Annotated in this window: 17 protein-coding genes and 2 pseudogenes; 18 read left to right on the forward strand and 1 reads right to left on the reverse strand. The window is 39.4% G+C overall.

What is annotated here, in order from left to right:
- The first annotated feature begins 103 nt into the window (after positions 1–103).
- From M2444_RS24265 to M2444_RS24330, 14 genes and pseudogenes are all read left to right on the forward strand, one after another.
- A complete protein-coding gene (locus M2444_RS24265) occupies positions 104–1,201 on the forward strand; it encodes a M15 family metallopeptidase domain-containing protein (RefSeq protein ID WP_094869063.1) in 1,098 nt (365 codons plus the stop codon).
- A 119-nt stretch (positions 1,202–1,320) separates the two neighbouring features.
- Entirely contained in the window at positions 1,321–1,632 is a 312-nt protein-coding gene (locus M2444_RS24270; protein ID WP_094869064.1) for a metal-sensing transcriptional repressor, read from the forward strand.
- A gap of 221 nt (positions 1,633–1,853) precedes the next feature.
- Positions 1,854–2,195 (forward strand): annotated as a pseudogene (locus M2444_RS24275) (tyrosine-type recombinase/integrase); the annotation flags it as partial.
- A gap of 491 nt (positions 2,196–2,686) precedes the next feature.
- Positions 2,687–3,112 carry a hypothetical protein gene (locus M2444_RS24280; RefSeq protein WP_280788239.1) on the forward strand — a complete coding sequence of 142 codons (426 nt, stop codon included), beginning with the start codon at positions 2,687–2,689 and terminating at the stop codon, positions 3,110–3,112.
- 30 nt (positions 3,113–3,142) lie between these two features.
- On the forward strand, positions 3,143–3,310 hold the full coding sequence (locus M2444_RS24285) for a hypothetical protein (protein WP_280788240.1): 168 nt from the start codon (positions 3,143–3,145) through the stop codon (positions 3,308–3,310).
- A gap of 29 nt (positions 3,311–3,339) precedes the next feature.
- Positions 3,340–3,582 (forward strand): hypothetical protein, encoded by a 243-nt coding sequence (locus M2444_RS24290; RefSeq protein WP_094875854.1) that lies wholly within the window; start codon positions 3,340–3,342, stop codon positions 3,580–3,582.
- 54 nt (positions 3,583–3,636) lie between these two features.
- Positions 3,637–4,089, forward strand: a complete 453-nt coding sequence (locus M2444_RS24295; RefSeq protein ID WP_280788241.1) for a hypothetical protein — start codon at positions 3,637–3,639, stop codon at positions 4,087–4,089.
- 430 nt (positions 4,090–4,519) lie between these two features.
- Positions 4,520–4,954, forward strand: coding sequence for a hypothetical protein (locus M2444_RS24300; protein WP_280788242.1), 435 nt, complete (start codon positions 4,520–4,522; stop codon positions 4,952–4,954).
- 654 nt (positions 4,955–5,608) lie between these two features.
- Positions 5,609–5,872, forward strand: a complete 264-nt coding sequence (locus M2444_RS24305) for a hypothetical protein (protein WP_038696131.1) — start codon at positions 5,609–5,611, stop codon at positions 5,870–5,872.
- Positions 5,873–5,938: 66 nt separating this feature from the next.
- Positions 5,939–6,646 (forward strand): response regulator transcription factor, encoded by a 708-nt coding sequence (locus tag M2444_RS24310; RefSeq protein WP_038696133.1) that lies wholly within the window; start codon positions 5,939–5,941, stop codon positions 6,644–6,646.
- Positions 6,647–6,653: 7 nt separating this feature from the next.
- Positions 6,654–7,988: a sensor histidine kinase gene (locus M2444_RS24315; RefSeq protein ID WP_232380837.1), complete on the forward strand. Its 1,335-nt coding sequence runs from the start codon at positions 6,654–6,656 to the stop codon at positions 7,986–7,988.
- 14 nt (positions 7,989–8,002) lie between these two features.
- Positions 8,003–8,221, forward strand: a complete 219-nt coding sequence (locus tag M2444_RS24320) for an SHOCT domain-containing protein (protein WP_038696135.1) — start codon at positions 8,003–8,005, stop codon at positions 8,219–8,221.
- 163 nt (positions 8,222–8,384) lie between these two features.
- Positions 8,385–8,606, forward strand: coding sequence for a hypothetical protein (locus tag M2444_RS24325; protein WP_038696137.1), 222 nt, complete (start codon positions 8,385–8,387; stop codon positions 8,604–8,606).
- 82 nt (positions 8,607–8,688) lie between these two features.
- Complete coding sequence (locus M2444_RS24330) at positions 8,689–8,889, forward strand: hypothetical protein (RefSeq protein ID WP_038696140.1); 201 nt, start codon at positions 8,689–8,691, stop codon at positions 8,887–8,889.
- 518 nt (positions 8,890–9,407) lie between these two features.
- Here the strand turns inward: M2444_RS24330 and M2444_RS24335 are convergent.
- Positions 9,408–9,881, reverse strand: coding sequence for a ferritin-like domain-containing protein (locus tag M2444_RS24335; protein WP_038696142.1), 474 nt, complete (start codon positions 9,879–9,881; stop codon positions 9,408–9,410).
- Positions 9,882–10,053: 172 nt separating this feature from the next.
- Between M2444_RS24335 and M2444_RS24340 the strand changes: the two genes are divergently transcribed.
- The 4 genes and pseudogenes from M2444_RS24340 to M2444_RS24355 all read left to right on the forward strand — a co-directional run.
- Positions 10,054–10,176, forward strand: coding sequence for a hypothetical protein (locus M2444_RS24340; RefSeq protein ID WP_280788243.1), 123 nt, complete (start codon positions 10,054–10,056; stop codon positions 10,174–10,176).
- 771 nt (positions 10,177–10,947) lie between these two features.
- Positions 10,948–11,307, forward strand: coding sequence for an ArsR/SmtB family transcription factor (locus M2444_RS24345; protein ID WP_038696144.1), 360 nt, complete (start codon positions 10,948–10,950; stop codon positions 11,305–11,307).
- A gap of 130 nt (positions 11,308–11,437) precedes the next feature.
- Positions 11,438–11,875, forward strand: coding sequence for a permease (locus M2444_RS24350; RefSeq protein ID WP_218917545.1), 438 nt, complete (start codon positions 11,438–11,440; stop codon positions 11,873–11,875).
- 18 nt (positions 11,876–11,893) lie between these two features.
- A pseudogene (locus tag M2444_RS24355) lies at positions 11,894–12,112 on the forward strand (glutamate synthase); the annotation flags it as partial.
- Positions 12,113–12,165: the final 53 nt, after the last annotated feature.

Genomic DNA, 12,165 nt, shown 5'->3' on the forward strand with positions numbered 1-12,165 from the left:
GAGAACGCTGCATGAAGTGGCTTAGAATAATTAATCATAGGTTCCTAACCTTGACTATATTTACAGCTGTAGTGCTGTAACGCTATCCGCTTGTACCGGCAAGATGAACCCGAATCCGCAAGTAGTAAATAGTCCTGCGCCCACGTTATCTGAGCAAGAAGTCCTGCCTGAACAGCCGCAAGCAACGAGAAGCGAAGAACCCTCGACAGGACTAGTGTACGACGGTAATTTGGAGCTGCCTGTAATTGGTGCTACAGGGTATGCCTCAGTAAGAATGGAGTTGAAAAATTCAGCCGACGTTAATTCCATTACGGTAGCAATAATTGAACCTAGAAGTGCCTTCCAGATTTTAAAGGAAGAGGGGGCATGGTGGCTGGTACAACATCAGGATGTTACCGGCTGGCTGCCGCATGTTTACTGTTTCATTAATCTTCCCGATGTTATTCCGTCTATGATTTATGACAACACCAATACGTATGCTTCACAGTTCAAATCTTCCGGAAAAGCGATTCCCGGTATCACCGATCAGAAACTGTATTCCGGGAAAAGTTACAATAATCGGCTGGCAAAAGAGGAGTTCATCGATCCTGTTCTGTATCAAATGTCAAAAAAAATATACTCCGCACAGCGCATGGCTTTATCTGATGGAAACTCGCTGAAAATTTATGAGGTTTTCCGCCCATATACTGTACAGAAAGATGTTGCCTCTGCATTAAAAGCTCTGGCTGAATCAGATCCTGAAGTGATGGAGGGGATCAATACGCCACCGTGGGGAATAACCTGGTTTATTGTTGATGGAGTATCCAATCACCAAATGGGGTACGGAATGGACGTGAGTTTAGTAGAAATCCAATCAGAGGAGCAAGTAAGGATCGGTGACTACCTTTCCTTGCAAGTTACGGATTATATTGAGTACGTCATGCCAACCTACATACATGAGTTGAGTGGAAGCTCAGCTATATTCACTGCTGCAGTGACTTCAAAAACGCCGGACGCTTGGAGAGGATCGACTTATGCCGATACGATGACAGACCCTGCTAAACAGCTGCAGAAATATTGCACGTCCGCGGGTTTGACTCCGTTGGCCTCGGAATGGTGGCACTTTAACGATCTTGAGGCCAGGGACAGTATCGCAGATCAAAGCGGCGATGGGGAATTTATTATAACGGATATTTACAGTACAGCACCTTTTGCGGAATAATTTGTTGTTGCCCCTCTGGATGATTGGACAGCCAGCCTAGACAGCGGTACTATTAAATTGTGTCATATGTATAGGGAGAGGTTCATTCAAAAAGGATTTAGCTAGGGAGGTAAGTACGCATGTCTGATGAGCATATTAACCATGGGAATAGTCATGAACATAATCATGAGCATAAGTACCGGAAAGATATTATTAACCGTTTGGCAAAAGTCGAGGGGCATTTGCGGTCAGTTAAAGAAATGGCGATCAATGGACGCCAGTGTCCCGATATCCTGCTGCAGATTGCGGCCGTGCAAAAAGCACTGGATGGAGCAGCAAAGCTGCTCTTAAAAGACCATCTGGAGAATTGTGTGGTTGATGCCGTGCATCATGGCGACGAAGCACAGGTGATTGCAGAACTGAATGCTGCGATAAATAGTTACATCCGGTAAAGCTTGTTGATGCCCCTTCTTGTGCCAGTATAGAAGGGGCTTTTTAATAATGTGTAATGGAGTGTATCCCATAAATATTAAATGGTTAATAAAATTTTAAATTATAGATATAAGGTGCATAGAGTGCTCAAATCAACCAAAAAAAAGTCAAGGTTGTTTTTAAAACTTCTGATTATAAGAACTTGTTAATTAGAAATGATCATCGGAATTAAAAAATGAATGATTTAAACAATTATCTTGCAATTAGAGAATCACGGTATAAACCAGATAAATCAGCTCCATTCCTATTTATAGCTGCACCAGTTGGACGGAAGGGTACTAATCGCCGCTTAAATCAAAGATCTATTGAAAAGCTTGTTGAAAAATATGCAATTGCCTTTGGAAAGCCGGCTCTATCGGTGCATGCATTAAGACACTCATTTGCAACTCGATATCATAAGGAGAATAATGATGTACCTAGATTAAAGAATCAACTGGGGCATTCATCTATTCAAACTACTATGATTTACACTCATTTAACTGATGAAGAGATGCGAATTGCAGTTAATAAAATGGATCAATAACAAATATTAAAAGGTGTTATGGATAACTAGCTGTATAAATAATGACACAAATGTGCCTACTTGCTTGGAGTAAATGACACTAAACCACCTACTTGTTTGGTGGGGTGACACAAAACCGCCTACTTACTTGGAGGAATGACACAAAATCATCTACTTGCTTGGTGGAGCTGACAAAATAGATTGATCAAATCATATTTGATTTTATTAACCTCCAAACTTTTTAACTAAAAGAGCTTAAAGTAGGGGGTTTTGTGTCAAAAAGGTAGGGAGTTTTGTGTCGCATTAGATCAACATATTGAAGATCAGTCTTTCTTAGTTATATGATAAAAAGGAGGGTGATCTCATGGACAACGGTACATATTCTTGTCATTCATCGGTACACATTCTTGTCATCCGTCAACATCCGAGAGGACTCAGAATTTTTGAACTGAATATTTGAACTGGATAAATGAACACCGACTGAATATTAAGTTGTATAGGAGGAAGTAATAATGGTCATGTCATTTCTGGAGACTGTAAATAAGGTTGTTCCATTGACCGGTTCACTAGCAGAAACGGTTGAGGACCGAAATCGTTTGATATATCTATCAGAAAAATATTCGTCGGAGTTATCTATTCAAGAGCTACTTAAACTTTGTAATGAATCCATAGAAGAAAAAGAGCAACTGATTACGAAAGCAGAGGAAAAGTATCCGGAGTGTACATCACGGAATTTGCGTGGAGTCATTTTTCAGATTTTAAACGATGAAGGAATACGTAAAGAGGAATTTGCACAAAAACTAGGTGTAACTTTAAATGACATTGATTTAGTTCTTAAAGGAATGGGATTGGATAATCCTAATCACTCTAATCTATATAAAATGATGTGTGAGTATTTCAAACTTGATCCTCAATACTACCTTCACACCCGGGATTGAATATTAAGTATCTTTTAGGAAGGTTCATGTATGAATGAAAAATTCCAAGTAGTTATTGAAAAACATAACGAGCAACTCTTTGTCTTTGGAGACGATGAAATGATTCAAAGCATTTTGGAAGAGAAAGAAATCTTAATCGAGGTGCTGCCTCATCTTGCAACTTATCTGGATCAGGAATATAAACTCGAGATATATTGAATAATTCGGTTTATGAAAGGAAGTCCTCAATGTTAATCAAAATTGAAGATTTGAAAAGTGTTATTGATGAATTAGTAGAAGATACTTTAAGCCAACTTAACGGTGATTTGTCTCCAAAAATTGATGAACGTGTAGCAATATTAAAATTAGGTCAGATCTCAGCTCTGTGTATCATTTTAAGAGACAAGGTAGAAGATGCCGAATTAAAAGATCAAATATGGAACTTAAAGAAAGAATCTGATAAACATCTAGAGCAATTATTTAATAAGTGAAATGATACATAATGAATAGATTCGATCATTCGGACGGTTAGGAGCTGATTGTTGATGGGGGCATTGGCGGTGAAATTTAAGAACTACTTCGATAAACGAGAAAGATCGATTGAATACTCACGTATTACGCAGAGTGGATTAATGTTGGCCAAAGTGGCAGACGTAAGGGGAAGGAAGCGTGTATTTAAACCCTCTGAATTTGAAATACATGAAATCATTGAAACAACAAAGATGGGTATCAAAAGTGTTTTAAATTATTTCAAAGACAAGGAAGTTGAAAGCTCTATTCAGGATGCATTAAGTGATTTGGCAGCATTAGAAATTAAATCACTGTATGATGTCAAGATTGCGGGAAATACCATTTTCACAATAGGAAGTCGCTATGAGACTTCGAGGCGTGACAATTTCTTGATTCTTAATTTTGGCGGCACCCACGTTACCATAAGCGAACTGCTTGGGATAGCTGTCGTTGTTGCCCTGGTAATGAGTATTATTCGTATAACTTGAAGCAATTCTTGCGCAATGAACTTCGATAAATAGAAAGTGTGAAAAAGATGTATGAAGTCATGTTAACGGAAAAGTCATTCTGCCCGATCTGTGAAAAGCCATTACACTTACTGCAAGACAGAAGTGATAATAATCCAAAGTTCTATATTTGCCATCCTCGGAATTTCGTAGGACAGGTAGGAGTTGGGCCAGTAACTCCTTTACCAGATAAGAGAATATTGACAGGGTTGAAAATGACATTTGTAAGTCCGCTATCTTGTCGAATGACACCAATCAACCTACATAATTATCGGCACGATCAACGAAATTTAGCATTTGAAGTGGGAACATAAGTGACGCAGAAAAATACTCAACAACCCTACATTGTAGTGGAATGACACAAATTTCCCTACTGTATGAATAGGGAAGAAGAATTATAAGGGGTGTAAAGATGATGTGGGATGATAGAAATCCTGATAGTCTGCTCGTACCAGGACATCCTAATAGAGTTGGAATGATTGGACAAGTTAAGAGGTGGATGTTTTCCAAACTTTCGATTGATTCCTTACTTGCCCAGCTCAGGGCTTCATACTCTAAAAATGACTGGGCTGGTGAAAGTGGAATAAGTGAGGAACAACTACAGGCTTATCAACAATTTACGAAGTATATGTCAATAGAAGAAAAACGGAATCCTCAACGGCTTTCTAAAATTAGAGTTGAGGAACTATCTCAAATGAGTAGAATCAATTCTTTCCAAATCAGAACATTATTCGAGATTTTCTATATGAGATACAGAATGTCAGGGTTTAGAGACAAATCTTTGGAGAGGACTTTTCTAAAGAGTTTACATCGAAATCCTCTTGGAGTCAGGAATATCAGAAAATGAAGTATGTAGGCGAATTGGTGTCAATTATCTGCAGCTGATAGAAACCAAGTTGAGAGAGAACTGGGTCTTTCTGATGTAACATAATGAATAATTCCGTTCGTGAAAGGTGGAATACTATATGCCTCCATTAGTCTGGATCATATTAATAGGAACAACTATTATTGTAACAATTTTATGTAATATAGTTGATCCTTCAAGAGATAGTTATTTTGATGTGCCGTTATTACGATGGATAAGGACATTTTGGATTGTAGGATTCATAATTTTCTTTCTTTACTGTAAGAGGACAAGAACATATATTCATTGAACCCCGCGCTGGTCGCGGTTTTTTTGATTTAAGGATACATGTTCTTGTCCCAAGCAAAGGACAAGAACATGTATCTATTGCCGAATATGGACAAGAACATGGTACTATTGCCGATTCACAATTATCGAATAGAGCAACTTATTTGAAGAAACCAAATTGTCAAACATGTACGCAATGTGCCAACATTAGTCTCATCTTACTTAAATGAGCCTTTCACCGGACAAAGTTGAGTGAAAGGCTTCTTTCTCGTGTTCATATCCTTTTGCTATCTTCATAACTTCTTCACAAGCTGCAAATTGGTTCTTCATAACTCTCTTATATAGTGTAACTATAAGGAGGAGATACAAATGAAGAAACTTTGGATTGGATTATCGGCATTGGTACTGGTTATGGGGATTGGCACCTCTGGGGCTTACGCTACGACAGCTAACAATGATAATAATGGCAGCAGTTTTTTCGAAAAAATGCTACCCTTTGCCAAACAAATACACCCCAACCTGTCAGAGGAACAAATCAAGCAAATGTATGACAATTGCAACACTTCAAACGGTAAGGGAATGTCAGGAATGATGCAAAATTCTCAATATAGCAGGGGTATGATGAACTTCTAATCCGATCATGATAAGATAGGACCTCATTGATATGAGGTCTGTCTCATTTTAACAACAAAGTAGGTGATGAAGTTCGTGAAAATTTTAGTGGTGGATGATGAAGAAAATATCTTGCAGGTTATTAAGGCTTATTTGGAAAAGAATAAATATATTGTGTACGAAGCCGATACAGGACGAGGCGCGATTCATCTTTTTGAAACCTTAAAGCCCGATCTGATCGTGCTGGATTTGATGCTTCCAGACATGACTGGAGAGGAAGTATGCAGAATGGTACGCAAATCATCGAACGTTCCGATCCTCATGCTGACTGCAAAAAGCAGTGAAGACGATATGGTGAATGGGCTCATGATTGGAGCCGATGATTATATTACTAAACCATTCAGCCCAAGAGAGCTGCTCGCTCGGGTGATTAGCCTATTAAGAAGAACCATTCAGCCGCAATTGGGGAATATGTCACTGCTGTCTTATGCCCAAGGCGATTTAACTATGGATTTGGAACGTTATGAGGTAAGAATTCACGAGGAGCCAGTATCTTTTACCCTTATGGAGTTCAAGCTACTTGAAATTTTAGCGAAGCATCCGAAGAGAGTGTTCTCACGACTTGAACTTGTTAACCTTACTCAGGGTGATACCTATGAAGGATTCGAGCGGACCATCGATGTTCATATTAAGAATATTAGACAAAAAATTGGCGATGATCCTAAACACCCTGTTTTTATTGGCACTGTATTTGGAGTGGGGTATAAATTCTTGGTGAGTCATGATGTCTATTAGAGGCGGATTGAGCAGAAAGCTTCTTATTTCCCATGTCGGTGTGGCCCTTGCTGCGCTTCTATCTATTGTCTTGCTTGTGAACTTGGTAATGAACATCTCGTTTAACCAATATCAGAAGAACCAGCAGCAGACAGAAATACAAAGTTTACTGGACGATTTAGAAGACGCTTATAATGTGTCTACCGGCCACTGGAATACAAACGTTTGGATGACCATTTCGCACCAAGCGATGATTAGTGATTATATGGTTCGTGTTTATGATCAAGACCGTCGCTTGATTTGGGATACTAGTCAAATGGGCAGGCAGATACAAGTGAATTCCCAGTCTGCGCAAGACACCATTAAAAAAACAATCGTAAAAGGAAATCAGCAGGTAGGAACATTGGAATTTCTACCAGTGAAAGAAACGACGCAAAGTCTGAATCAGAAATTTCTGAGAATGTTTAATACCTTATTATGGGCCGCAATGATACTCGTAATTGTCGGGACGTATCTGTTCAGCCGGTACATGGCCAAAAGCATTAGCCAACCTCTCCTAGAGATTAAAGATATCGCTTCGAAAATGAGGGAGGGGGATCTCAGCTCCCGGGTTGAAATGTTAAATCAGAATACAGAAATTGATGACGTGGGGCGTACACTCAATCATTTGGCTGATGGATTGGAGAAGCAAGATCAATTAAGGAAATCACTGACCACTGATGTGGCACATGAGTTGCGAACACCCTTAACAACAATTCAAAGCCATTTGGAAGCCTTTCAGGATGGCATTTGGGAACCGACGCCGGATAAACTACAAGTGTGCCATGATCAAGTCCTGCGACTTGTCAGGCTCTTCAGTGATTTGGAAAATCTGGCTGCTGTAGAGAATCCAATGGTTCAGCTTATGACGGAGATCGTCTCACTTAACGAAATCGTTGGTGAGTCTTTAAATATGGTATCCAGCCAGTTTGGGCAGGAAAGACTTTCAGCTGACCTGATAAGTAAAAGTGACGTTTGGATCACAGGGGACCGTTCGCGGCTCCTTCAGGTTTTTGTAAATCTGATAAGCAATGCTTTCAAATACACGAGTTCTGGAAGTGTTCATATTGAAGTGTTAAAAGAGAAAGCAGAAGGCGTCGTTATCGTTTCCGATACCGGAATGGGAATATCTAAAGATGAACTCCCCTATATCTTTGAACGTTTTTACCGCGGAGAGAAATCAAGGAACCGGAAAACTGGCGGAGCCGGAATAGGACTTGCGGTTGTTAAAGTCATAGTGGATGCTCATGCCGGATCTATTCATGTTGAAAGTGAGATAGAGAAAGGAACTACCGTTCTTGTTCGTCTTCCATTAATTCGATGAAAGGATGAGAGAAAATGATGATGGGTTATGGCTCTGGATTTGGAATATTTGGATTAGTCATCAATTTTTTACTGATCGTAGGTGTAATCTATTTGGTGATAAAATGGGTTAGGGGAGATGGGAATTCACGATTTATTGACAATACTCCAGAGAGAATCTTGGATGAACGCTTTGCAAGAGGTGAAATCACGGAAGAAGAATATTACCGGATGAAGAGCATTTTGCGGGATTAAAAATCTTAATGGAGATACGGAAACAAGGAGCCCTTCACTCTGTGAACGGCTCTTTTGTTATTTATGATTCTAGCTTGCCTTATTTAATACCTCATTTGATTCATCCCCTTCCTGGTTTGTTTATAATTCTAAAAAGATCATCTTTTGAGGAGACGAGAAATATTTGCTCAGAAAGAAACTTATCCATCAAGCAATTCTAAACCGGATACCTGTAAATGTTCATTTGATCAGTGGTGAAACTTATTGTGGTGTATGTAAGGAGCATGAGAAGCCTGAGATGTTTATCATCATTATGGGGACAGCATCCGTAGCTGTTTTTTATTGGGCCATTAAGCGTGTTACATTTACAAATAAGATCGAACAGACGGAAAGGAGCTGTACTTAATCAGATTGTCTCAATTCAGCGTATCTATTTAATCTTTAAAGCATATCACAAAGAAAGAATCTGCTACAGAAGTGGCATGGGGATGGGTGTTACACTAAGTGGGATGTTATACCAAATGTCGCTTAGGTTACTACCAGCTACAAGCAAACCATCCAATATTACGGCGTATAGAATTTCTTTTGTGCTTATTGGATTATTAAGCGCTGCTGCACTATTTATAGCGCTTTTCCAGAAGAAATCATGGCATAAGTACAGCGAGGAGTTCATTGAGTACTATATTTAGTAAAGCTGATTATTCAGTCTGATTTTTGGAGTTAATCCCTACATTCAAGGAATAATTTACCAATATATTAAATCGATAAAGTTCGCTTTAACTGCCGAAAGGCTGATGACTCCTACCAGAGAGGTTACATTTCCCTGGTAGGAGTCTCTTTTTTTGCTCAATTGTAGAGCGGAGAGAAGTTAATAATGAAACACTTAAAACAACCTTGGAACTATAGGGTCCAAAAATGGGTCATGCTGACTACATAGGAACATTGCCTTTAACATGTCCAGAAGCGGTTACTACGCCTATCTGAAGCGAAAGGGGAGGGGAAACGGCGTGACGCCAAAGCCAAACAACAAATTCGTAAAGAACTATAAACGTTACGAAGGAAAGTACGGGCACCGGTAGTTCAATTGTTCTTGTGGCAGAATGACGGCAATTGGATGAACTATAAGAAGGTACTAAGCCTCATGCAAAAGCTCGGACTAGATTCGTGTGTATTTATGAATGGCAGATGGCAGTCCAAGTAATTACTACTAATTTCCAGGTAAGTTCTGTATCAATAAATTATTATACTTTGCCGCATGTTTTTGCTCATCGAGAATAATGCCATACAAAGTATCCTTATAAACGCCATAAGGAAGGCCGAACCATATCTTTCGATACTTTTCAACTGCTGACAATTCACCTTGGAAGGCTTTTTGCAACCCGGCAATATACGAATTAACATGTTCAGGAACTTCGTTACTAACTCCTGTCACTTCATGTCCAGTTAATTCTCTGTACATTTGTCGGAACATTTGATTATGCCCTCGTTCATCATTCCGAATAGAGGTAATAACTTCAGCTTGTTTCTGGCTAGGAGTAAGATGAATGAGTTGGTCATAAAAAAGTTCATCATTCCGTTCCCCTTGGACTGAAGTCCTCATTAATTCAAGCGCGTCTTGAGTTGAAGTTGCCCAAATGGGAACGAATTGTGATCTGATCCAATAGGGATAAACCATATTCATGAGCGTAGCCCTCCGTTAATGTAAGTAATTTCACTCTCAATTATATGCACATGAGCCTAGTGTGTGATTAATTCTGAGTTTCGGTTAAATTATACAAAGGTTGCTTATAGGGGGGCTACAGGGTGCCAAGTAAATGAGCAGTGGATACAAGTGAGAGGTTGTTGGAGGAAGTATGGATGAGATTAAAATTGAATCCGAGTGGGATTCCAATATTGATCTGAACCACAAATATGTTTCCACTTTAGTTAGTATGCTCCGATTGAATGGAGTGGATTTCATATTAACTACTGCTTAGTACCAGTCGGTAAAGCGAGCTTTTACCATTTAGTTGAAGACTGTTCGATCTAGAGTGAGGATCAGTTTTATTGTTGAAATTGATCCTTTTCGCCAAAGATCTTTAATGATAATAACAATGTAGGTAAGTTTGTGTCCTTTATGTAGGCAACTTTGTGTCACTTGTCGGATGACAAGAATGTGTTCCGCATGGAACCCGCATAAATTGCGGGTTTTTCTTTTTTCACGGTACAGATTCTTGTCAAAAGCTAATGACAAGAATCTGTACCGACTTCCGAATTAGGCCAAGAATGTGTTCCGTTAACCGAGAATTATTATAGTCATGTCCTAATCAAGATAATTCAAAGAGATCCCCCCCTTCCCAGAAAGAAGTCAGGAAAACAAATTTTTTCAGCACAGGAGTAAGTATTTCAAGGGTTAGGGCTCCCAGGTGCTGGCTACGTGGGAACGTTGCTGAAGTGGATATTACTTGGAAGTTAAGCTGATTGAAACGATCATCACACATTCATTCGGGGTGGTGTGCAGGCAGAGAAGGCACGTACGGCTAGTTATATTGGAAACACCTATACAGTATGTACTCGTGGTTACTTAGGACTAGGTATCTACCAGTGATATTTTCCTGGTATGAGTCTGTTTATGATGGTGAAATACTTTGTTTGGGATAAAATAAGTTCACATTATCGTCAGGCAACATGGATATCACGTATTTCAAAACTATAAAATTAGTTATATAATAATTATAAGTAAACAAACTCAAATGGAGGTACTCTTAATGAATCACGTAAAAACCGATTGGCTACCCAAAAACGACAATGAAATGAATGATGTTATCAAACAATCGCTTACTGTTCTCCCGGTATTAAACAATGAAGAGGGACTGCGAAAAAAAGCTCTTTTATTAAAAGCATTGGGTGATGAAACCAGATTGAGAATTATCGGCATATTGAAAGTTCAGGACTCATGTCTTTGTGAATTAGTATCTGGATTAGTCATTCCAGCTTCTACATTGACGCATCACTTGCAGATCCTGGAGCGTGGAGGCGTTATCCAATCGAGAAAGGAAAAAAAATTCACCATTTTTTCCCTTGTTCATGATAAGAATTTAGACCTTTATATTTCACAAAATTCATAATAGGAAGTGTCATCAGGAGTAATTGATTACGAGGCAATAAATTGTCAAAATTGACAGGGTGAAAAAAATCCATCATGTCGTAGTAATGACCATTTTGTATTTGTTGAACCTAAATGCCGGTACGAATGCTATGCAAATATCAGCATTCAGCCTGAAAGAGATGCTTCTTGTCATTCCCCCCATCTTTATTCTGTTGGGAATTCTGGATACTTGGGTACCCAAGGAGGTCATGATGAAATACATGGGGGAAAAATCGGGATGGAAGGGAATCGTGCTCGCCTTTCTGATTGGTTCAGCGGCTGCAGGTCCCCTGTATGGAGCTTTTCCGGTTGCCGCAGTTTTGATGAAAAAGGGCGTCAAATTCAGCAATATTCTAATCTTCATCGGGGCATGGTCCACTACGAAGATTCCAATGCTCCTGTTCGAAATGTCCGCTTTGGGAACGACTTTTGCCATTACCCGGCTTCTGATTGATATTCCGGGCATCCTGATCATCGCCTACCTGCTAGAAGCGATGATCTCGAACGAGTATAGAACAGAACTATACAAAAAAGCTGAATATCTTTAAGTCTGATTCAAACTCCTAGAACCAAACTTTTACCTCGTTGGAATGAAGAGTTATGGTCGGGCACCAACATTTCTTATGGCTACTGGATACGAACAGGGCAGATCAATTGTAGCCTACCTGGATGGCGATCTAGAAGCCGCGCTGAAGGTTGAATTAGAGTTGCCAGAGACGGGTGTATGTAGCATTAGCAGTGCACCCAATATAAACGATTGCTGCATGCCGATCTCATCAGTGTAATTAATGATTTGAGAAGGTAGAATCCAGTTTCCGCCTTTAAATCAAACGAAGGA

It is taken from the genome of Paenibacillus sp. PastF-3, from assembly GCF_029893135.1.
Classification (GTDB): domain Bacteria; phylum Bacillota; class Bacilli; order Paenibacillales; family Paenibacillaceae; genus Paenibacillus_AQ; species Paenibacillus_AQ nitricinens.

What these genes read in the sequence shown, in the direction of transcription:
- M2444_RS24265 (WP_094869063.1), top strand. Translation starts at nt 104, where the DNA reads ATGAACCCGAATCCGCAAGTAGTAAATAGTCCTGCGCCCACGTTATCT.
- M2444_RS24270 (WP_094869064.1), top strand. Translation starts at nt 1,321, where the DNA reads ATGTCTGATGAGCATATTAACCATGGGAATAGTCATGAACATAATCAT.
- M2444_RS24280 (WP_280788239.1), top strand. Translation starts at nt 2,687, where the DNA reads ATGGTCATGTCATTTCTGGAGACTGTAAATAAGGTTGTTCCATTGACC.
- M2444_RS24285 (WP_280788240.1), top strand. Translation starts at nt 3,143, where the DNA reads ATGAATGAAAAATTCCAAGTAGTTATTGAAAAACATAACGAGCAACTC.
- M2444_RS24290 (WP_094875854.1), top strand. Translation starts at nt 3,340, where the DNA reads ATGTTAATCAAAATTGAAGATTTGAAAAGTGTTATTGATGAATTAGTA.
- M2444_RS24295 (WP_280788241.1), top strand. Translation starts at nt 3,637, where the DNA reads ATGGGGGCATTGGCGGTGAAATTTAAGAACTACTTCGATAAACGAGAA.
- M2444_RS24300 (WP_280788242.1), top strand. Translation starts at nt 4,520, where the DNA reads ATGATGTGGGATGATAGAAATCCTGATAGTCTGCTCGTACCAGGACAT.
- M2444_RS24305 (WP_038696131.1), top strand. Translation starts at nt 5,609, where the DNA reads ATGAAGAAACTTTGGATTGGATTATCGGCATTGGTACTGGTTATGGGG.
- M2444_RS24310 (WP_038696133.1), top strand. Translation starts at nt 5,939, where the DNA reads ATGAAGTTCGTGAAAATTTTAGTGGTGGATGATGAAGAAAATATCTTG.
- M2444_RS24320 (WP_038696135.1), top strand. Translation starts at nt 8,003, where the DNA reads ATGATGATGGGTTATGGCTCTGGATTTGGAATATTTGGATTAGTCATC.
- M2444_RS24330 (WP_038696140.1), top strand. Translation starts at nt 8,689, where the DNA reads ATGGGTGTTACACTAAGTGGGATGTTATACCAAATGTCGCTTAGGTTA.
- M2444_RS24335 (WP_038696142.1), bottom strand. Translation starts at nt 9,881, where the DNA reads ATGAATATGGTTTATCCCTATTGGATCAGATCACAATTCGTTCCCATT.
- M2444_RS24340 (WP_280788243.1), top strand. Translation starts at nt 10,054, where the DNA reads ATGGATGAGATTAAAATTGAATCCGAGTGGGATTCCAATATTGATCTG.
- M2444_RS24345 (WP_038696144.1), top strand. Translation starts at nt 10,948, where the DNA reads ATGAATCACGTAAAAACCGATTGGCTACCCAAAAACGACAATGAAATG.
- M2444_RS24350 (WP_218917545.1), top strand. Translation starts at nt 11,438, where the DNA reads ATGCAAATATCAGCATTCAGCCTGAAAGAGATGCTTCTTGTCATTCCC.